General features: G+C 64.4%; 20 protein-coding genes. 14 read left to right on the top strand and 6 right to left on the bottom strand.

Going from position 1 to position 19,265, the window contains the following annotated elements; all coding sequences use genetic code 11:
• The first annotated feature begins 4 nt into the window (after window positions 1–4).
• The gene (locus JNUCC0626_RS44030) at window positions 5–472 is read left to right on the top strand and encodes a very short patch repair endonuclease (RefSeq protein WP_394616543.1); all 468 of its coding nucleotides are present in this window, start codon (window positions 5–7) and stop codon (window positions 470–472) included.
• Here the strand turns inward: JNUCC0626_RS44030 and JNUCC0626_RS44025 are convergent.
• From JNUCC0626_RS44025 to JNUCC0626_RS44000, 6 genes are all read right to left on the bottom strand, one after another.
• Window positions 438–1,043 carry a hypothetical protein gene (locus JNUCC0626_RS44025; protein ID WP_394616542.1) on the bottom strand — a complete coding sequence of 202 codons (606 nt, stop codon included), beginning with the start codon at window positions 1,041–1,043 and terminating at the stop codon, window positions 438–440. The genes JNUCC0626_RS44030 and JNUCC0626_RS44025 overlap by 35 nt on opposite strands.
• Entirely contained in the window at window positions 1,043–2,695 is a 1,653-nt protein-coding gene (locus JNUCC0626_RS44020) for a helicase-related protein (RefSeq protein WP_394616541.1), read from the bottom strand. Before JNUCC0626_RS44020 ends, JNUCC0626_RS44025 begins: the two co-directional genes overlap by 1 nt.
• The gene (locus JNUCC0626_RS44015) at window positions 2,692–4,977 is read right to left on the bottom strand and encodes an ATP-binding protein (protein WP_394616540.1); all 2,286 of its coding nucleotides are present in this window, start codon (window positions 4,975–4,977) and stop codon (window positions 2,692–2,694) included. Before JNUCC0626_RS44015 ends, JNUCC0626_RS44020 begins: the two co-directional genes overlap by 4 nt.
• Window positions 4,978–5,030: 53 nt before the next feature.
• Window positions 5,031–6,275: a DNA cytosine methyltransferase gene (locus JNUCC0626_RS44010; RefSeq protein WP_394616539.1), complete on the bottom strand. Its 1,245-nt coding sequence runs from the start codon at window positions 6,273–6,275 to the stop codon at window positions 5,031–5,033.
• Window positions 6,276–6,679: 404 nt separating this feature from the next.
• Window positions 6,680–6,853, bottom strand: coding sequence for a DUF397 domain-containing protein (locus JNUCC0626_RS44005; protein ID WP_394616538.1), 174 nt, complete (start codon window positions 6,851–6,853; stop codon window positions 6,680–6,682).
• Between the two features lie 11 nt (window positions 6,854–6,864).
• Complete coding sequence (locus JNUCC0626_RS44000; protein WP_394616537.1) at window positions 6,865–7,722, bottom strand: helix-turn-helix domain-containing protein; 858 nt, start codon at window positions 7,720–7,722, stop codon at window positions 6,865–6,867.
• A gap of 216 nt (window positions 7,723–7,938) precedes the next feature.
• Between JNUCC0626_RS44000 and JNUCC0626_RS43995 the strand changes: the two genes are divergently transcribed.
• The 13 genes from JNUCC0626_RS43995 (at window position 7,939) to JNUCC0626_RS43935 (ending at window position 19,213) form a co-directional block, all read left to right on the top strand.
• Window positions 7,939–8,253 (top strand): hypothetical protein, encoded by a 315-nt coding sequence (locus tag JNUCC0626_RS43995; RefSeq protein ID WP_394616536.1) that lies wholly within the window; start codon window positions 7,939–7,941, stop codon window positions 8,251–8,253.
• A gap of 17 nt (window positions 8,254–8,270) precedes the next feature.
• On the top strand, window positions 8,271–8,600 hold the full coding sequence (locus tag JNUCC0626_RS43990; protein WP_394616535.1) for a hypothetical protein: 330 nt from the start codon (window positions 8,271–8,273) through the stop codon (window positions 8,598–8,600).
• 3 nt (window positions 8,601–8,603) lie between these two features.
• Window positions 8,604–9,062: a hypothetical protein gene (locus JNUCC0626_RS43985; protein WP_394616534.1), complete on the top strand. Its 459-nt coding sequence runs from the start codon at window positions 8,604–8,606 to the stop codon at window positions 9,060–9,062.
• A gap of 712 nt (window positions 9,063–9,774) precedes the next feature.
• Window positions 9,775–10,620 (top strand): helix-turn-helix domain-containing protein, encoded by an 846-nt coding sequence (locus JNUCC0626_RS43980; protein WP_394616533.1) that lies wholly within the window; start codon window positions 9,775–9,777, stop codon window positions 10,618–10,620.
• 167 nt (window positions 10,621–10,787) lie between these two features.
• Complete coding sequence (locus tag JNUCC0626_RS43975) at window positions 10,788–11,567, top strand: ESX secretion-associated protein EspG (protein WP_394616532.1); 780 nt, start codon at window positions 10,788–10,790, stop codon at window positions 11,565–11,567.
• Window positions 11,568–11,668: 101 nt separating this feature from the next.
• Window positions 11,669–12,073, top strand: a complete 405-nt coding sequence (locus JNUCC0626_RS43970; RefSeq protein ID WP_394616531.1) for a hypothetical protein — start codon at window positions 11,669–11,671, stop codon at window positions 12,071–12,073.
• A 19-nt stretch (window positions 12,074–12,092) separates the two neighbouring features.
• Window positions 12,093–12,641, top strand: a complete 549-nt coding sequence (locus JNUCC0626_RS43965; protein ID WP_394616530.1) for a DUF3558 family protein — start codon at window positions 12,093–12,095, stop codon at window positions 12,639–12,641.
• A 29-nt stretch (window positions 12,642–12,670) separates the two neighbouring features.
• A complete protein-coding gene (locus JNUCC0626_RS43960; protein WP_394616529.1) occupies window positions 12,671–14,122 on the top strand; it encodes a hypothetical protein in 1,452 nt (483 codons plus the stop codon).
• Window positions 14,123–14,222: 100 nt separating this feature from the next.
• On the top strand, window positions 14,223–14,747 hold the full coding sequence (locus JNUCC0626_RS43955; RefSeq protein WP_394616528.1) for a YbaB/EbfC family nucleoid-associated protein: 525 nt from the start codon (window positions 14,223–14,225) through the stop codon (window positions 14,745–14,747).
• Entirely contained in the window at window positions 14,744–15,046 is a 303-nt protein-coding gene (locus tag JNUCC0626_RS43950; RefSeq protein WP_394616527.1) for a hypothetical protein, read from the top strand. The genes JNUCC0626_RS43955 and JNUCC0626_RS43950 overlap by 4 nt, the downstream gene beginning before the upstream one ends.
• Window positions 15,043–16,137, top strand: a complete 1,095-nt coding sequence (locus tag JNUCC0626_RS43945; protein WP_394616526.1) for a WXG100 family type VII secretion target — start codon at window positions 15,043–15,045, stop codon at window positions 16,135–16,137. Before JNUCC0626_RS43950 ends, JNUCC0626_RS43945 begins: the two co-directional genes overlap by 4 nt.
• Entirely contained in the window at window positions 16,134–17,051 is a 918-nt protein-coding gene (locus JNUCC0626_RS43940; RefSeq protein ID WP_394616525.1) for a DUF6346 domain-containing protein, read from the top strand. The genes JNUCC0626_RS43945 and JNUCC0626_RS43940 overlap by 4 nt, the downstream gene beginning before the upstream one ends.
• A gap of 1,049 nt (window positions 17,052–18,100) precedes the next feature.
• Complete coding sequence (locus JNUCC0626_RS43935; RefSeq protein WP_394616524.1) at window positions 18,101–19,213, top strand: hypothetical protein; 1,113 nt, start codon at window positions 18,101–18,103, stop codon at window positions 19,211–19,213.
• Window positions 19,214–19,265 lie beyond the last annotated feature (52 nt).

Here is a 19,265-nt window from a genome sequence, read left to right as displayed (position 1 = left end):
CAACATGAACCTTGTGAGTGTGCCACCAGCCGTTGACCCCGCAGTGAGCGCGAGGATGTCGAACACCAGAGGGCGCGATACCGCTGCGGAGATGGCGGTCCGTCGCAAGCTCCACAGGATGGGCCTACGGTATCGGGTGAACCTTCGCCCAGTCCCTGGATTTCGACGGACAGCCGACATCGTGTTCACCAAACAGCGGATCGCCGTTTTGATCGATGGATGCTTCTGGCACGCATGTCCGGACCACTACCGCCCAGCAACAGGCAGCCGCAGCCGGTTCTGGGCCGACAAGATCGAGGGCAACCGACGTCGAGATCGCGAGTCGTCGGAAATGTTCCGCGCAGCGGGATGGCTAGTACTCCGGTTCTGGGAGCATGAAGACCCTGCGGCAGTGGCCGACCAAGTTGCTTCGGCGGTCCACGAAGCCGTGTGTCGAACTACGAGCCAGGCTTCCGAATCGCCGTGTACGTAACCTGTTTGCAGTCCGCCTTGACGATGCGGCTCAGCGCTTTCACCAGCTTCCAGTCATCGGCAGGCAGTGGCGCGCTGTTCGGCTTCGTGACGACGACGGTGATCGGCTTCGCCGAGTCCTCGGCACGGATCAGGCAGGAGTTCCATATCATGCCTTGGATGGCGCTCAGTGGTCCCCAAATTACGTACATCGACCGCCCACCAGGCCCTTCGGCGAAGCACCTCATGGGCTTCTCCTCGACGGTGTCAGGCTTGAGCAACCACTGATCTCCGAGCGCGAGCCGAACGACGGACTCAGGTCCGGGGTACATCCTCTTCGTAAAGGATGCGATCGGCCCGATCCCCTCCAACGCCCGCCTGTACTCCTTCGCTGGCCCATCCTTGATCCAGACTCTGATCTTTTCGGCTGGCATGTGCGGAGACAGTCGTCCGCCGATCTTCGGGTCCTTCACGAAGCGGTCGTACATCTCGCTTGCTATGCCCGAAGGCACTTCCTCCCACCGCGCCGCGTCGAAGCGGCCCACCACTTCCATGATCACTGCTTTACGCACATCGGCCGGGACCTTGGCCATCAAACTCCCTCGATCGGCGGAAACTCGAGCCGGACGCTGTCGTTGGCGTCGGCCAGGTCACCGACGTCGGCTATCCACTGTTCGAGAAGGTCGCGCACGTGAAGGTCCTCGAAGACGAATTGATTGCGCCCGACCGACACCTGCTCGATTTCGTCCTCGTACACCCGCTCTCGCATGCCATAGACCTCTGCCAGCCGCCTGATGTCGCTAACGAAGTCGAGCACCTCCACGTGGGTCTTTCCCTTGCGGAGCCGGAGACCGCGGCCGAGCTGCTGGACGAAGATCCGCCGACTGTGGGTGACCCGCGCGAAGCAAAGGATGTTCACATCCGGGACATCGACTCCCTCATTGAGGATGTCCACCGCCACGAGGATCGGTACCTCGCCGGAACGGAACTTCAGGAGTCGCTCCCGCCGCTCGCGGCTCCTTAGGTTTGCATGCAGGGTCGCGGCCTCCTCCCATCCAGGGCGAAGCGCGATCAGGCCACGCATCCTCTCAGCGTGCTCGATGGTCTGGCAGAAGATGATGGCACGCGGGTTCATTGTTCGGTCCCATACCTTCTCCAAGCGGCCCCTGACCGCGTCGTCCCGTTCGGGAATGAAGAGACGCTTGTTCAGGTCTTTGATGGTGTAGCCATGCTCTGAGGCCCCGCGAACAAAGTCCCAGTCGATGTTGTCAGCGAACACTCGGTACTTGACATCGGCTAGATATCCGAGCCTCATACCTTGCGAGATCGAAACTCGGACGACTGGCTCACCGAAGGTCTGTTCGATGTCGTATTTGTCGCCTCGCCATGGCGTCGCCGTGACGCCGAGCCGCTTCGCTTCCGGCAACAAGTCAAGCATCGTGGCGTAGTTGCCAGTCTCTCCTACGTGGTGAGCCTCGTCGACGACGACGAGCCTCGGCGAGTAGCCAGCCGCGATGTAGTCGCGAGCCGTAGGAGCGACGCCAAAGGTGACCCCAGGAAGAGAACTTGGTTTCGATGCGCCATGAAGAAGTCGCGTCGGAATTTGCTTCGGGATGTCACGCCACATCGCACGTTCGAGCTGTTCGACCAGATCGATCATGTGCGCGGTAACCAGCACCTGCGCACCAGGGTTCGCTAGAAGAAAACGCCTCAAGACCCGGCCGGCGACGACAGTCTTGCCAAGTCCGGTCGCAAGGTAGACCAGCGCCTCATCCGCATCATTGAGTGCCCTCCATGACTCCTCGACGGCGCGCTCCTGATACAGGTGCAGATCGAACGGCTCAGCGCTGTCAGGAACGCGTTCGTAAAGCGTCGACAGCCGACGCCCGTCCCAGACCGTGATGTTGATACCGACGGCATGCAGCGCTTGGGCACGCTCCCGAGCTTTCCGAGTGAAGGTTCGGTTTGTGACCACCACGGCACGATGAATTCCATAGTGCCGCATCGCGGCGTGCGCCTCATCGACAGCATCGAAGTCGACGGAACCCGACTTCTTCCACTTTATCTGGAGAATCCAGTCCGCGCCCTTGAGGCGACCGATCACATCGGCGCCCTTATCTCCCGAGCCGTCGATGTTGACAACGTCCGTGAACGCCATCAACCCGAGCAGTCGCTCCACCTGCCGCGTAAACCCCTTTGGGCCTTCCTCGACGAGGAAGGCGGGATCTAGGAACGAGGTCGTCATGATGATGCGATCTCCGCGTCGAGCAGGTCGGCCGTAAGGAGCAAGCGGGACAACTCCAACGGCTGAAGCGATGACGACTCAGCCACCATTCGTCGCAGGTCCGCGAGAAGCGCCCCGACCCGTGCCACCTGGTCCGCCCGTGTGCTCTCACTGAAGGCCTTGTAAGTGGTTCGGAACAAGGTGCCGTCCATAACGAGCTCAGGACCGTTGATCACGAGGTCATGGATGCCCTGTGCACTCAAGTACCGCGCGAACTCTCCGCTCTGCACCGCACCAACCCAGTCGACATCTGGTGCGATGCTGATCGCGTTGGCCTCGGCGGCCCTGCATGACTCACCAGAAAGGGCGCTCCAGTAAGTCTTCGCGTCCCTCGGGGCGAGATCAGCGAGACGCTCTCGCATGTCGTTCAGCAACGAGTCGGCGCGTGCTCGTACAGAGGCGGAGTCGACGCGTCGGTCAGGGAACTGCTCAAGGATCGACGTGACGAGTTGGTCGATCGGTCCATCGACCGAGTACACGCTTTGCAGCTGGCGAGCCGCGCACATCAACGCGACATTCATCGGCGACCACCCGTAACGTGCGATCAGCGTCGCGCTCCGATCGACGAATACCTCAATTTCACCACCGACGATCCGAATCGCATAAGGCTGCTTCCGGCCGTCCTTAGTCAGCTCGACGCCGGACGTAACGTAGACACGTAGCACCGGCTGCGCGTTCCCGATCCGCACTTCCCTATCAGTGTCCGACAGGAGGGTCGCCGCAGCTGCGTAACGCGCGAAACGCTGCTCCTCAGTCTCGGGCTTGATGGGCTCAGGCTTGTCGGCCTTGCGCTCGTCGTCAGACGCAGGGGTATTGCCCTCCGCGCCTTTACCGAGATGGGACAGCCCTTCCCCGTCTAGCCAGTCCTCATCATCGCTGGCCGCTGGCGACTCCGGGGGCGGCCCATTCTTGATCCGATCATGATCAGCGGCCGCTTGGTACCACCGGGTGTCGGTTAGGTACTCGGGATCCTCATTGCGAAATTTCACACCCCACAACTTGGCGGCCTCGTGAGTCGCCATCGTACCGTTCCCTGGAATAAGGTAACGAAGTCCAGGCTTATTCTCACGGTAGGCATTGAAGAAGCGGCTCATTGGCGAGGTGTTCTCAGAACCGATCAATCTCTTCGGCCGAAGAGGTTCTAGACCACGAACCTTCTCCACCATGAAACGCCATTCTTGCGAGGAATTATCGAAGCTGGTCTTCCGCACGTTCACCGGCGCATGATCAAGGTGAATCTCGCCGACGATTCGCCCCATACCGAGCTCGATTGGGTATTCGAGCTCAAACTCGCCGTCCGGAGTCTCCCAATGGAAGAGCGACTTGTCCTGATAGGTGATCGCCCTACCGTGCCGCAAGAACGTCAGCCCAAAGTCCGACTTGTCGGCGTAGCGCTGGATACCGAGCCAGCCCCGGATCTGCCGTTCCCGCTCTTCGATCAAAGTGCTCTCACACTCGATGCACTTTTCATGCGCCGAGTTATACCAACGCCCACAGTTCATGCAGGCATAAGCATTCGTAAGCTGAACGTCGATTTCGGTGGCCGCCTGAACTTCGCCACCCTTGTAGGTTACGGACCGGCTCGGATCCCAGATACACGGGATATGTGGGCGCACGGCTCGCTTGTTCACATACACACGTTGATTGGCTCCGCCCATCAACTCCGCACCCGAGTGGCCACCCTTGGCATCACGCAGCATGTATGTATAGATGCGCCCGAGGTGGCCCATCGTTTCCTTGATCGCACGTTTGGACTTCAGCCGTGAGACCATGTCTTCGCGAAGCTTGCTGACCGTGACGAGAGTGCCGTGCTCCTCACTCGCCTTGTCCTCGTAACGCAGCGGAACCTGATACGTCGACTTGCGCTGCATCGCAGGAAGGTCGATGGTCGCGATCACCCACTGATCATCGCCCTGCCGACCGGTCCGAACCTCGGTCAGGGTGCCCAGCCGCGCCGTGGCGATGTTGAAGCCCATACCGAACAGGCCGAGACTTCCGAAACGTTGCTTGCCGGATGTCCCAGCGCTTAGCGCTTCCTGCAACTGCTCAGGCGACATGCCGCGCCCGTTGTCGCTCACCGAGATCTGCGGGGACCTGGCGGCATTGCTGGCGGTCGGCAGGCTAATATCGATGCGCGGTTCCAGCGTCTGATCCTCGGCGGACGCCTCGACCAACTCGTCCAGCGCGTTGTCGATCAACTCGCCTAGGCACTGGTGTAGTTGTAGGTCGACTTCCGCGATCATCTCCAAGATCCGCGGCGAAGGCGTGAGATTGAGCGTGCTGGGCCGAGCCCCAGTCATGAGTTGAACCCCTCCTTGATCAACGCCTTGTGAACGCTCTCGGCAACTACCTGCCCGAGTAGTACAGGAACCGCGTTGCCAAGCTGACGCATCGCTTCTCCCCACGAACCGTGAAGCTCGTAGTCGTCGGGAAACGTCTGGAGGCGGGCGCTCTCGCGGACCGTGAAGTAGCGAATCGAGCCGTCGACGTTCCTCAGCATGTTCTCGCCACCGGGCACACCATGACCACCGGCTTTTAGGGCCTTGGCAGGCATGTCCAACGGACTGCCCGTGTGACCGGGGTAAGACCGAGCACCCGGCTGAAGTTCGTGGTTGAGCACCGTCCTCGACGGTCGGAGGGTGGGTTCTGGCAAACCCACCAAGGCGTCACGCACTGTACGCCAGCGCTGCTTCGGTTCGTCAGCGATCAGGTACTCAGGAACCTGAGCCTTGGGACGCTCTGGCCTCTTGCTCTTCGGGACTTCGTGCTCTTCCCAGTACTCCCCAGTGATCCACTGCGAATGGAGTAGGGCGTGCTTCGAGTGAGTGGCGGCAGGGAAGGTCCACTCGACATCTAGGTCACCTCGGAAGCCCACGATGAAGACCCGATGACGTTGCTGAGGTACGCCATAGTCAGCTGCGTTCACCAGCGTCGGCATCACGATGTAGTTAAGGCCGTATCGTTGCCGATTCCCAATCGCCGCACGCAAGCGGTGTAGGTGCTCGATCCACTCTTCACCTTGCTTCGCGATCGCTGTCGGCAGCGCGAGCCTGAGTTGGATGTACTCATAGTAGTCGGCGAAAGCCGATCGAGTGAGGCCTCGTACGTTCTCGATGATGAACGCTTTCGGCCGCAGACCAGCGATGATCTCCGCCGTTGCAGGGAACATGTCGCGAGGATCATCGGCGGCCTTGGCCAGGCCACCAGTGGAAAACGGCTGGCAAGGAGGCCCGCCAGCCACGAGCGCGACGTCCTCGGTCACGACTGACCACTCGAACTTCCGTACGTCGCCCTCGTAGACGTTCCAGTCGGCGACGAGTTCATGGCCGCGCTGTTTGTTCTCCCGGACCGTGTCGCATGCCCACCTGTCGCGTTCGACCGTGGCCACCGACTTGAACCCCGCCATCTGGCACCCAAGAGCAAGCCCACCAGCGCCGGCGAAGAGCTCTACGCTCGTTAGCCGAGTCGACACGTCCTCAACGACAGGTAGATCCGGCGGGTCTGCGGACGGGATGACGGGTGCGACCGCAGTCTTGGACATGCGCTTCCTTCACTCACGGGATGGCTGCGAAGCATCCTGCCTGATGTAACCGCCACTTTCGTGGCGATCACGCATGAAACGCCCAGGATGTATGTGCCCGGCGACCAAGAGGGTCGCAACTGACCATATGCGTCGCGGGCGCAGCAAGGCAGAACGGCAGTGTACGCAACGAGACGAGCACCACTGCCGGGGGTGATCAACCTTGGCACCCAGAAGGAAGTTGTTGCTGCTCCTAGCTGTTGAGGTCGGTTAGGCGCCTCCAGATGTCACCATCGCCTCCATCTCGGAGGCCTCAGGTTCCAACGTCTGCCCCAACATCGCCACATGCGGATCGGCAGTGGCCTGAGCCTGTCCCAAACCGTCGGCTGGACGACCCAGGGGTCGCCCGTCCGTACCTGCTGAGGTCAGCTTGCTCCGCTCTTGAGGTTGTCAAGGAAGCTGCAGAACACCGTGCGCTGGAACCGCAGCGGTTCCGCGTCCGGATTCTTGGAGTCGCGGACACCGACGTCGTTGGTACTGACGGCAAGTTCCACGCACTCGTTGGCGCCTCCTCCCGAGTAGCTGCTCTTGCGCCACATGGAGTTGCTGCTCATCGTCTGCCGAGCGCCCCTATCTGTCGGCCAATGCGCGCTGCCGTCTCTGTGGGCGACAACGCAACGAGGCTCACGTCGTCGAACATGGTGGTGAAGCGGACTACGTCAGCTTCATTGTCCACCCACGCGCCTCCGGCCGGATATTCCAGGTAGACGCCCGGCGGATCGGCCGGACTCGGGAAGCTGATGATCGTGCATGGCCCAGACATGCTGCCGTAGGCACCAGCAGCCTTGGGGATGATCTGCAAGGTCACGTTCGCCCGTGCACCCACTGTCAGCAGATGATGAAGCTGCTGCTCCATCACGTCTGGGCCGCCAACCTCGCGCTCGATGACAGCTTCGTCGATCAGCGCGTGAAGCTGCAGTTCGCCGTTCTCCAGCCGTTTCTGCCGGTTGAGGCGAGAGGTGACGAAACTGTCGAGCCGTGCGTCCTGCTTGTAGAACCGGTGAGCGGCAGTATGGATGGCACGGGCATAGGGCTCCACCTGGATCAGGCCGGGCACGACCAGCGACTGAACCGTGCGCACCTTGTCGGCTTCGAGTTCAGCGCGGATGAACGTGCGGAAGGCCTTCGTCGAACCCGCAGGCAGGCGCACCCGCGGCGGCTCGTCGCTCGCGTCTTCCCACAATCGAGCCGCGGCGTCGCGGTCTTGGTCGCTGGCACCGTAGAACGTGCACAGAGCGGCGACGCTCGCCCAGTTCGGCAGCACATGTCCCGACTCGTACCGGCTGATGGTGCTGTCGGAGGTCTTGAGCTCCTTCGCTGCGTGCAGCAGTGACTTGCCGGCTGCATCGCGGAGGTTCGCGAGGTGCTGGCCGAGGCGCTTCTTAGCTCGAGTTGGTGCGGCTGCCATGCAGTGAGCCTAGCGTGCATACAACTCGTGCAATTGCACGAGTTAGACCCGATCGGGCTATGTATTTCGTGCGACTGCACGCAATAAACTGCATGTGTCGGCGGGGCTGCTGGCCCCTTGCACGGGGCCGGGCCGTCGCGTGGTGGTGAAGCGCCCCTGCAGCCCCGTCGGCCCAAGCAGAAGTGCCCCAGGCTCAGCGGAAGGGGTGTCGGGGTGATGGACGTGGTTTTCGACGAGCTGCATCGCAAGGTGACGAGCTACCTGGCGACCGTGAGGAACGTGGCCGCAGACGGCGGTGACGAGGCCGCACTTGTCATCGCTCGCAGTGAGTTGCCGTTGATCGTCGACGCCTTCAACGCGCTGTTCGGCGGGCATGCACCGGACGAGAACGGTTTCTGCCGGCAGTGCCGCCGAGCGGGTCGGTGGTGGCGACGGCGGCGGGTGCCATGCCGAGTGTTCCTGCAGGCCCAGATCGCTCTGTTCCATCCCGCCGGCCACGGCCGTCATGCCTTGTCGAGGGCCGAGCTGTGAACGCATGCGCTCTCGGCGTGATCACGCAGCTGCAACGCTTGCGACATCTGCACCAAGAGCGGGGCTGGTCCTTCGACGCTGTCCGCTCATTGAATCCGCCACATGAACTGGTGGAGCTGATCTATTCGTTCTGCCACAGCGAGTGGCTCGACGTTCTGCGGGTCAAGTCGGATACGGACGCCCAGGCCGGGCGATTCCTCGTCGAGTCGGTGGTCGACGGCCGTCGCCCTCAGGCGTGCTGGCTGGTTACGGGAACGCTCTGCGACGTGCTGGACGGCCTGGACCAGCTGCCGCCACCGACGTCGCGGCTGGCTCCCCGTCTTCTCCTACCCGCAATCGTGAGGTGACCAATGTCCTTCGCCCACAACGCAACTCGTCTTGGTATCGGCACGCGAGAGGGACCGCAGACCGAGTATGAGGCTGCCGCTCAGTCCTATCAGGACGAGCACGGCTGGGCCGTCGGCGTGTACCGCTCTGGCGTGTGGCTGATGTCCGGCCGCGGGGTAGCTGCGCTGGACATGCCCAGGGCACTCGGCGAACAGGTGCGCGTGGCTATCGGCGACTCCGTGCAGCTGTTCGAGTCGCCTGATGACCACGGCGTTCGCTGGGTCTTTCTCGTCTCACCGAACACCGGCGCAGCTCGGCCAGAACTCGCTGAACTTGGTGTCGACCACGTCCGCGCCGGGCGCTGCGTCGATCTTCCGCCAAGCCGGTTCGGGCAGCACCGGTTGCGATGGCTCACAGGACCAGCAGGCGTGTCGGTTCCGGACTTCACAGCGGTGGCGCACGCAGCTCTCAGCGCGGGGTGACCAAACCCGTTGCACAACACAGGATTGACGACGACGAGCACGAGAGAACCGAGTGACGATGACCGAGGTTCGAACACTGCAGCCTGGCCGCATTGTCGCGCCGTATGTGACCGCAAGCTCTGCTGAGCAGGACCTGCGGTGCGACTTGGCGGTGCGTCCAGATGGCCGCGGTGTCAGTTATGCCCGCGAGCTTCTGGGTGATCGCGATGAGCAGGGTGTCCTGTGGGCGCGAGTGGCGGAGCGCCCCTTGGAGGGAAGACCGGAGTTCGCAAGGGTGCATCCGGCTCGGCAGCGGCGGGCGATGCGGGAGTTGCTGTGCCAGGTGTGTGCGGGGCCGGCGGATCGAACGTCGGAAGGTGTCCTGTGGTTGATGCGAGATTTCCGCGAGGACTGGCCAGGTTGGCCTGAAGGTGCGGCCTCGGTGGACCCGCCGGTCTGTGCTCGGTGCGTGGGGACGTCGATGCGACTGTGCCCCGCGCTTCGGCGCGGCGCTGTGGCCGTTCGTGTTCGGGAGTTCGCGGTCGTGGGTGTCTGGGGCACGCTCTACCGGCCAGGTGTACTCGCGCCCGTTGCGGTCAATGCCGTGCGTCTTACCTACGGTGATCCGCTGACTCATTGGATGGTCGCAGCGGCACTGGTTCGCGAGCTACGTGGATGCAGTTTCGTGCCGTTCGAGGAGTTGGGCGACGCGGCGGGCATGGGATGACACGGGATGCCGAAGGACTTCCGGGCCACGACGCTCGAACGCGCCATCGGACGGCAGCTGGCCGGGTGGCGTAACGAGCGGCAGCTCAGCCTCACTGAGGCGGGACAGCGGGTGGGTTTCAGCAGCGCCAAGTTGTCCATGATGGAGAACGCGGCGCAGCCGTCCGCGGTGCTCGACATCATGGCGCTGGGATACGTCTACAAGGTGCCGGCCTCGGAATGGCAGTCCGTCGTCCAGCTGTCGCAGCACGCGGAACAGGCACGTACCCGCGTGGTGGGTGGCAGTGCGGTGTTATTCGACCCGGCGGTCGACCTCGCCGATCTGGTGTTCGAAGCGACGGTGTTGCGGACGTTCACCACTGATTTTGTTCCGGCGCTCCTACAGCTCCCTGACTACGCGCACTTCACGGTGCGGGTCGATGATCCGAACCGTGCGGCGCTGCAGGCAGCGGTCAGGGACTCGTGGTCAAGCCGACTCTGTGACAAGGACCCGCTCAACGTCCAAGCCGTGTTCCCCGAGTCTGTGCTCCGGCCAGTTGTCGGCGGACCGCGGGTGATGAAGGCACAACTGCTGCTCCTGATGGAGATGAGCGAGCTGGAGTCCGTCTCTCTGAAGATCGTTCCACGCGGCACCGGGGCGTATCCGGCGATGGGCGTGCCGTTCACGTTGCTCAGCTTCCCGCACCGCCAACACAACGATGTGGCGTACTTCGAGACGTTCATCAAGGGCGAGTACGTCGAGAACCCGGACCTGATCGACCAGTGCGCGCATCGTTTCGAGAAGCTGCATCAGACGACGCTGCCCGAGGGCGAGTCGCTCGAGCTCATCGCCGAGGCGATAGCCGAACTGTGACGAACGCTCGTGTTCGTCCTGGTCTGGCGGGTGAAGCTGCGCCAACCGGGTGAGACCTTCGACTGAGTCGGAGTGGTAACGCTCTGTTGATAGGTGTTCGACTGGCAGTATGTCGCGCGGTCACGCACCGTGGGGAGCGGCGCGGACAGCGAGAGGTGGGTTTCAGGGTGTCGGGGGAGATCGTCTGTTCGTTCGCGGCGCTGGATGTGCTCGGCGAGGCGTTGCGGATCAATTTGCGGCGGTTCCCGTTCGCCATTCCGCATCACGGCACCACGCGTGAGGACCGGGTCCGGCTGATCGAGGCCGTGCACCGGGACCTGATTGACCGCGGGCTGGTCCGTGACGGCGAGTTCGCGCCGGAGTTGGTGCAGGCGTTGCATGTGTTCGCCCGTGGGCACCTTGTGATCGCACTGGTCGGTACTGCCGGCGACACGCAGCCTGTGGCACTCGCGGTCACCGACGACCGCACGGGCGTGGTCGCGGAGCAGCGGGACAACACGATCGTCTTCCGGATCTGCCAGCCAGACGCGGCCGTGCCTCGTCTGGTGCGGTTGCTACCTCCGATGCGCCCCGGCACGGGAGTCTCGGTCACCGTGGCCGACACCTCGACGCCAGCTGGTCGGCGGCGGGTGGAAGAGGACTTCTCCGAACACACCTTCAGAACTCCGGTGAAGGCGGCCGCGCCGTCGCCGGGCGGGCAGCGGGCGGCTGCTGAGGAGATTCTGCGCCGCCCACGGCTTGGCGCCGGCTACCTGCAGGTCTCGGCACGTGGCCGCAACGGGCAGGAGACCGAACTGGGGACGATCAGCTACCTGGACACCGACGTCGGGAGGTACGCGGTGATCCCCGCCACCGGCCCGGACGGACGACTGACAGCCACCTACACCCCCGCTGACCAGGCCGCCCTCGATCGCCACCTCAACAGGATCATCAGTTCGTACCGGTAACTCAGAGGAACCGACGGCGTGCGCGATGCGTCAGATTCGCCGGACAGGGCTGCGACTACTTGTTACCGTGAGGCGACGCAGCGTTAGGGAGGGGATTGGTCATGCCGGAGGCGTTCTTCGCCGGTATGCAGGGAATCAGCGACTCGGCGGCCAGCTTCTCGGCCTCGGTCTCTGCGGGTGTCGGGGTCAATGAGTCTGGTGGCCAAGCCCTGATCAAGGCGATCGACAAAATGCACAACGGGATAGTCAAGGCTCTCTCACGGTCGGACTATCTCAGCCAGGAACCGCCACTAGGAACGACTCCTGCCGCACAGGTGTACAAACCGTTCCTAGCCAGCATCGCCACCGACCCCTCACAGGGCTTCATCGCCGCCGCAAAGAAGTTCCAAAAAGACCTGGAACAGATGCGCCTCGACGTGGAGAAGGCGATGGCCACCTACCAGACCGCTGATCAGGATGCTGCGCACGGCATCAAAAAAGCCGGTGGCCCGATTCTCTCCGCCTGACCGAACCAGAAAGCAACCCGTGAACTCTCGATTCGCCCTGACCAGCCTGGCCGCCGCTGCGCTGCTTGCCGTCGCTGCCTGCACCGGATCAACTACTGGTGACCCAAAGCCGACTCCGGACACGAACAGCTCAGCCTCCAGCACGACCACTCAGGAATCGACGAGCTCGACCAAGCCAAACGACTCACTCGCGGACACCGATCCGTGCACCCTGCTCACCAAGAGCGAGGCAGAACAGGTGATCGGTTCTCTACAGGGAGAACCCACTCCGACGAAGCTCGGCAGCTCCAAGTCGTGCGAGTTCTCACCGAATGGCAAGAACCTGATCGTGGGCACGCGGACAAATGCAGGGCTAGCGGGTGTGCAGCCAGGCGGAGGCGAGATCAAGGACATCACGATCGGTAGCCATCAGGCCAAACAGCTGCTGCTTGCCGGGGGAAGCTGTGGCGTCTACCTCGGGGTCACCTCATCCTCGCGAGTCGACGTCGTGCTGAACGCGGGCGCGTCGACCGATCCGTGCCCGTTGGCGTTGAAGATCGCCGAGCTGATCGAGCCGAAGTTGCCGTAGCAGCTGTTGCTGAGAGAGGGGTGCGGGGGATGAACGAGGGAGCGCCAGGAAGACCGTCCGATGTGCACTCGCGCTACGGCGTGCAGCGGCACTCGGAGGTGCAGACCGGCCAGCAGGTGCAGGAGCAGGTCAACGCCGAGATGCAAGTCCGCTACGGCCCGTTGATCGGTGTGGTCGTTGGTCTGACGCAGGCGCCGGGCAGGGTGGACGACATGCTGGACGCGCAGGCAGCGCAGCTCAAGGGCCAGGTACTGACTCGCTCCGCTCCTTCGCAGCCGGACGCGCACTACATCGGCATCCCGCACCAGCAGTTGCACGAATCGGTCAACAACGGGGTCGATCCTGGTGCGATCGGCGAGATCGGCGACATCTGGACCCAGATCGGCAACGAGCTGGCGACGTTCAACGACGATGTCGCCGCCGCGATCGGGGACAGCGAGACGAACTGGACTGGCAAGGCCGGTGACGGTGCGCGGCAGGCCTTGGCGAACATGGGCAACCGCGCCGGTGAGACTGGTACTGCCGCGCAGTTGGCGGGGACGCTGTTCACGCAGCAGTCGCGGGCGCTGGGCGATGCAAAGAACAACGTGCCGCCACCACCCGCACAGCCGTACAACGCGGCGGCGTCGCGGGAGCGGTTGATGTCGATCACCGATCCGATTCAGTTCGTCCAGCAGGCGGCGGCGGACAACGCCGCGTTCCAGCAACAGCAGAAGGATCACGAACAGGCCGCGAGGGCGGTGGAGACCTACGACCGCACGGTCGCGCAGACCGCCGCGGCTCAGCCGGCTTTCGCGCCCGCGCCGCCCACTCCACCGAAGGATCCGGGTGACCCTGGCAGGCCACCGGTCGCGCCGAACCCAGGCTTCACCGGTCAGGGCAACACGCCACCCCCACAGGTCAGCAACGACACCACCAACACGTCCTGGACGGCGCCGCCGACGCAGAACCCTGGCACCACGAACACCAGCGGTCTCAACAACAATCTCGGGGGCAACGGCCCGAACCTGGGTAACCAGGGCGGCAACAACCAGCTTGGTGGCAACAACGTCAATCTCGGCGGCGGCCCCTTGCTTGGTAACAAGAGCTCCCAGAGTGGCCCTAACGCCCGAACTGGTGGCGGGCCAGGTGGCGGGCCAGGTGGTCGTAGCGGTGGCGGAGGCGTGGGCAGCGGCCGACTGCCGGGAGGCGGTGCCGCCCTCGGTAATCCCAACGCTGCCAAGGGGTTCGGCCCCGGCGGTTCGGCTGGTGTGATGCCGGGAAACGAAAGCGCCACTGGGCGTGGCGGCGGCACTTCAGCTGGAGCGGCCGGCCGCGGCGGTGCCGCGGGCGGCGTGATGGGCGGCATGGGAGCCGGCGGCGCCAAAGGCAAGGGTGACGAGGATATCGAGCGAACGACCCCGTCCTACTTGCTGGAACCTGATCCGGACGAGATCTTCGGCAACGACACGCTCGTCGCCCCTCCGGTACTCGGAGAGTGACATCGTTGCAGGCGCTGCGACCTACCTCCGATTACTGTCCAAAGTAGAGCGTTCAGGCGCTTTTGGATGAGAAGAACAACGAGAAGGACCGAGTGGGCCGATGACTGACCCGGATCAGATCCTCAATCAGTACGAGGGCAAGCTGGCTGAAGCCCAGCGCAAGAGCGACGCGATACGCGAAACCTTGGCCAACCTGCGTGTCATGGAACGCAGCGCTGACGGTCAGATCGTCGTCACGGTCAACGATGCCGGCAACCTCGTGGATCTGAAGCTCGGCAACTCGTTGCAGCGCAGGGAAGGCGACATCGTCGCTCAGGAGGTGCTGCGTGTGCTGCAGGCCGCGCAGAGCCGGGTGGCCGCGACGGTGCAGGAGGCGATGTCGCCGATGCTCGGCGCCGACTCCGAGGCAATGCACTTCATGATGGACAAACTGCGCAGTGCCCAGCCTCCACCTTCGCCGCAGTACATGCCGGGAGGTGGCGGGTACGGCGAGGGCCCACCGCGGCTCGGTGCAATCGAGGACGACGCGCCACCGCCCCCACCACCAGTACCACCTCGCCCGCAGCGGCCCCGTCCGCCGCAGGATGACGACGACGACTTCAGCAACAAGGGGTTCCTGCGATGACCTACCGAATCGACCTGGTCGAGATGCAGGCCCACGCGACGAAGCTCAACAACGTCGGCCAGCAGGTGAACTACGCGCTGAGCGCAGCGCAGGTCGTGTCCAACATGGAGGCTTTCGGCAAGCTCGGTTTCCCACTCGCGGCTCTCTGCACCGCCGCGCAGAACGCTGCGATGGACACCATGCGCCAGGCAGCGGATGCCTCGGTCGATCACGTCAAGCGGTTCGACGGGTGGCGCAGGCACATCGAGGAACACGAGCAGGCGCAGTCCGACATCTTCGACGGGATGCACGACCGATGACCACGATGGGACCGGCGCCCACGCCAGGCCAGAACTACCTCGTGAACACCGGTGAGAAGACGCCGTTCACGGAGGGCGCGGGGATCTTCCACGACGCCACCGAGACGGTGAAGGGCTTCTCGAGCGGCAACTGGGCAGAAGGCCTGATCAACGCGGGCGCGACGGTCGCCGGAGTGGCGGGTGTTCTCGTCGATCCGTTGGCCGCGTTGTTCAGTGCGGGTTTCGGGTGGCTGGTCGAGCACGTCTGGTTTCTGAAGGAGCCACTGGACTGGCTCATCGGTGACCAGGAAGCCCTGGACGGCATGGCGAAGACCTGGGAGTCCGTGTCCGACCACCTGAAGGACACCTCGGACGACCTCAGGAACTGGGTCAACAACGACACCACCGGGTGGAGCGGCAAGGACAGCGATCAGTACCGGGGTTTCGGTGTTGATCGCGCCGACACCTACGCGGGCGTTGCTACCGCCGCCGGAGGGATTGCCAGCCTCGTCCGGACGTGCAAGATCGTGCTCAAGGTCGTCCGTGACATCGTGCGCGACATCATCTCCGACGCCATCGGCAAACTGATCTCGATCTGCCTCCGGTGGGCGCCCGCCGTCGCAGCGGCCGGCGCGGGCCTCGCGGGCGCGATCGCCGAGTGCGTCCCTGTCGCTGTCAAGTGGGCGAACAAGGCTCTGGAGGCCTGCCGCAGGCTCACCAAGGCGTTCAGCAACGCCGGTGGGCTGTTCAAGAAGCTCGACGACATTCTGGTCAACGCCAAGACCTCGCTCTCCAAGAGCGGCGACGACTTCGTCAACGTGCTCAAGAAGGGCATCGACGCTGACATCCGGCGAAGCATGACCGACTTCTCCGTCACCGACATGGCCAAGGACGCGTACGGAGAGGCCAAGAAGGTCGCGGTAGACGGCGTCAAGACCGCTCCCGCCGAGTTCCTGCCCAAGCTGGGAATCGAGGCGACCAAGGAGGCCACCAAGTTCCGTGATTGGGAGGACGAAGCGAAGGACGGCGGTGGCTGGAGAACGTGGCGCGACCTGCGGGCCGAGGAAGAGAAGAAGCAGGAAGAGAACCGCAAGGAAGCTCGGGGCGGATGAAAGCCGTCCGCATCCTGCACCGGATCTTCGCGTTCCTGGTCATCCCCGTTCTCGGGTACCTGCTCGGCGCGACGATCTTCAACTACTTCTCGGACAAGGTCGAGACCGAAGACCTGAGCGACGCCAGTCACATCATCGTCGCCACGTCGTGCGACCGGCACGGTCCGGTGACGCTGCGCGGCTTCGGCTACGTGTACGAGTGCCGCGCCACGGTCACGAACAAGGTCAATGGCAACGTCGTCACCACGACGGCGCGAGGCTTCCTCCGGCCCGATCTCATCGGCAAGCAGGTGGCCGGTGAAGGGTTCAACCGCGGTGACCTGTATCCGGTGCGCCCGTACGCGGGGTGGGGCATGGTCCTGCTTCTGCCGTTCGGAATTCTCTGGTTCTACGTGTACATCGCGGTCGCGTGGCGGCTGTTGCCGGAGCGGCGCAAGTCCCGCCGCAAGCCGGTGCGCTATCAACGTCCTGAAAACCCCACGGAACCCGATCGCACGGTTCGTGTCTTTGCCGGGCGCCGACGGGTGTGGTTGTTCTTCGTCTTTCTGCTCGGGTGTGTTGGTGTTTTCGTGTACAACTCGTCGGCGTTCCAGGACGACGCCGTCGCTACAGGTGTGGCGATCGTGTCCTGGGCAGTGGTCGTACTCGTGATCGCCAACGTCGCGTGGCGGCTGGTGCGAGGACCGATGATCGCGATCTCCCCCGAGGGCCTGGAGTGGCGCGGCGCGCAGCTCAGCTGGGCTGAGATTCAGGAGGTGCAGCTGACTCGCCGCCAGGCTCTGATCATCCAGCCTCGCAACGGTGAGGTCGTGAAGATCAGCGGATTCAGCACTGAGGAGGCCACCCGCATCCACGTGGCCATGGGCCACTTCAGCCAGACCACATACGCGCGCGAGGACACCAGTCGCACATGAACGCTCTTAGGTGCTACGAGCACGGATGGCAGGAGCCTGCCGGTCTGGACGGAGTCTCAGCCGGTCTGCGGTCTTGATCCCGGATTCGACTCCGGTTCAGGCTCCAGCACGATCCCTGGGACGACTCCCGGCGGTGTCCCGCGCGGGAACTCCGGGGTGGGCTCCGGCCCTGCCTCAGGCCATGACTGCGGTGCCGGACCGAACGCGCGCTAGGCGGGCGGCCAACTGGAGGCAGATCCCCGAAGCGTCGACGCCGTGCCGCTGAGCGCAGATCCTGAGACGTCGACCGCCTCGACACGGGCCGATGCGATGGTCGGCGTGCGACACCCGTGACGCAGGCAGCCGCGCCAGCATTCACCCGAATGGGGTATTGAACACTGCTCCGATCCCAGGCTACCTTGGGGGGTCCTAGCTCGGGTTGCTTGATGTGCAGGTTCCGCCGAGAGGAATTTATCGCACAGGGCAAGTGATCACAAGGTAGGCGTCGCCGTTGGACCGGCCGGGCGGCCCCCGCTGTAGGGGCGCTTGGAGTCGAGTGTCCCGGTGATGCGGAGCGCCACGGTAGGCGCAGGGATGCGGCGTCACGCCTAATCGGGCGTGACGCCAGACGCGGTAGAGGAGTTCATGCCCCGGCTATCTGGAGCCGGCCCTCCTCGAGGACCGTGGAGTCCCTGCCGGATCTGGCTGCGCTCCTGATCTTTCGTGTTCGTCAGCCGACAACGCGCCGCTGCGACATGCCCGCGCCACGAATCCGTGCGGGGCTCTCTGTATCGCGGCGCACCGTCGTGCGGACGGCTGCCCAGCGAACACGACGCATCCCCGCGCACGGTGGAGGTGGAGACGCCATGTCATCACGCGATCTACGAATCATTGATCATCAAGCCGGGCCGGCCCCTGCCCCGTCCACATCGGACGGGTGCACGGAGGTGGACTCGCCGGTGGGGTCATTCCTGTGCGATCCGCCAAGTCTGGGGGCCTGGTTGTCCTACGCCGCAGGCTGGGCCTGGCGCACGATCCAAGTCTGGTGGCCGCTGTTGGTACTGGTGGCAGTGACGGCCTTGACGGTGGGCGCGCTGCTCGCCGTGGCGGTGCGGCGAGCCCGTACAGAGGCGGCAGCGCAGGCATCGTGGGTAGAGATCACCCCACCTGCGGTGATGCCCGCCGACGGTGCGCGCGGACTGTGGCGAGCGCTGGCAGGTCTGCTGTCCCGCACCCGCCGAGGGCTCGCCCCGCGGCATCTGGCCGTGGAGTTCGTCGCCGACGCCACCGGAATGCGCGCAGGTGTGTGGGTGCCTCCGACGTTGTCGGCATCGTCGGTTGCCGAGGTGATCAGCCGATGCTGGCCCGGTGCCCGCGCCACCATCACCAACACCCCGCCCACGGTGTGGCGTGATAGCGAGGGGCGGGTGACGGCCGCGCACGTGCTGCCGCGTGGTGGCCCGTGGACACCGCTGCTGGACCCCTACCGCGCCATGCGGCGACAGGCTGCCGAGGTGGACGGTCTGCACGGCGTGCTGGCCGCGCTGGCCGACAGCGGTGAGACGGGCAGCGCGTGCGTGCAGCTCATCGTGTCCGTGGCCCGCACCGGCCGCCCCCGGGGCGACCGCAGCCGGCCGTGGTGGGCGCGGATCGCACTCGGCTTCCTGAAAGCACCGTTCGTGATCATCCTCGCTATCGCGGACGTCTTCCTCGGCAAGGGCGCGGCCGCCAGTCACCAGACTGCCGCGGCCACCAGCACGCCGGAGGATCCGGCGGTGGCCGCGTACCGCAAGGCGATCGCGGCCAAGCAGGCACACGGCCCGCATCTGCAGGCGACCCTGCGCCTGGCGGTGTGCTCTCCGGTGTCGCGACGGCTGCGGCGGCGCGCGGTGAACACGCTCGTCAACGGCTACGACCTCGCCGCCCCTGCGGCGATCCTGGCGACTCGCCCTGCCCACCGCGCGAAGCGGCAGCTGGTGCAGCGGCTGCCCGGACGCCGCCAGGACCGGTTCCTGGTCACCCTCGACGAGGCCGCCTCGCTGTGGCATCTGCCCGAACAGCCAGCGCAGTACGGCATCGCCGATGCCACCGCCCGTGTCCGGCGGCCCCGCCGCGACCTGCCCCGTTTCCATCCCCGCCGCCAGCCGGAACAGCCCGAGGGAGGCCAAGATGCCGCAGCCTGACCGCGACGAAGCATCCGCAGGTCGACACAGGTCGTCGCGCCTGCGGCTCGTT

Origin of the sequence: Lentzea sp. JNUCC 0626 (assembly GCF_043632865.1) — a bacterium.
Lineage (GTDB): Bacteria > Actinomycetota > Actinomycetes > Mycobacteriales > Pseudonocardiaceae > Lentzea.
The sequence above is the reverse complement of the archived record's forward strand: the minus strand, read 5'-3'. Positions and strand labels throughout refer to the sequence as shown.

Excerpts from the sequence above, each read along its gene's own strand:
- JNUCC0626_RS44030 (WP_394616543.1), top strand. The coding sequence starts at position 5 with ATGAACCTTGTGAGTGTGCCACCAGCCGTTGACCCCGCAGTGAGCGCG.
- JNUCC0626_RS44025 (WP_394616542.1), bottom strand. The coding sequence starts at position 1,043 with ATGGCCAAGGTCCCGGCCGATGTGCGTAAAGCAGTGATCATGGAAGTG.
- JNUCC0626_RS44020 (WP_394616541.1), bottom strand. The coding sequence starts at position 2,695 with ATGACGACCTCGTTCCTAGATCCCGCCTTCCTCGTCGAGGAAGGCCCA.
- JNUCC0626_RS44015 (WP_394616540.1), bottom strand. The coding sequence starts at position 4,977 with ATGATCGCGGAAGTCGACCTACAACTACACCAGTGCCTAGGCGAGTTG.
- JNUCC0626_RS44010 (WP_394616539.1), bottom strand. The coding sequence starts at position 6,275 with ATGTCCAAGACTGCGGTCGCACCCGTCATCCCGTCCGCAGACCCGCCG.
- JNUCC0626_RS44005 (WP_394616538.1), bottom strand. The coding sequence starts at position 6,853 with ATGTGGCGCAAGAGCAGCTACTCGGGAGGAGGCGCCAACGAGTGCGTG.
- JNUCC0626_RS44000 (WP_394616537.1), bottom strand. The coding sequence starts at position 7,722 with ATGGCAGCCGCACCAACTCGAGCTAAGAAGCGCCTCGGCCAGCACCTC.
- JNUCC0626_RS43995 (WP_394616536.1), top strand. The coding sequence starts at position 7,939 with ATGGACGTGGTTTTCGACGAGCTGCATCGCAAGGTGACGAGCTACCTG.
- JNUCC0626_RS43985 (WP_394616534.1), top strand. The coding sequence starts at position 8,604 with ATGTCCTTCGCCCACAACGCAACTCGTCTTGGTATCGGCACGCGAGAG.
- JNUCC0626_RS43980 (WP_394616533.1), top strand. The coding sequence starts at position 9,775 with ATGCCGAAGGACTTCCGGGCCACGACGCTCGAACGCGCCATCGGACGG.
- JNUCC0626_RS43970 (WP_394616531.1), top strand. The coding sequence starts at position 11,669 with ATGCCGGAGGCGTTCTTCGCCGGTATGCAGGGAATCAGCGACTCGGCG.
- JNUCC0626_RS43960 (WP_394616529.1), top strand. The coding sequence starts at position 12,671 with ATGAACGAGGGAGCGCCAGGAAGACCGTCCGATGTGCACTCGCGCTAC.
- JNUCC0626_RS43955 (WP_394616528.1), top strand. The coding sequence starts at position 14,223 with ATGACTGACCCGGATCAGATCCTCAATCAGTACGAGGGCAAGCTGGCT.
- JNUCC0626_RS43950 (WP_394616527.1), top strand. The coding sequence starts at position 14,744 with ATGACCTACCGAATCGACCTGGTCGAGATGCAGGCCCACGCGACGAAG.
- JNUCC0626_RS43945 (WP_394616526.1), top strand. The coding sequence starts at position 15,043 with ATGACCACGATGGGACCGGCGCCCACGCCAGGCCAGAACTACCTCGTG.
- JNUCC0626_RS43940 (WP_394616525.1), top strand. The coding sequence starts at position 16,134 with ATGAAAGCCGTCCGCATCCTGCACCGGATCTTCGCGTTCCTGGTCATC.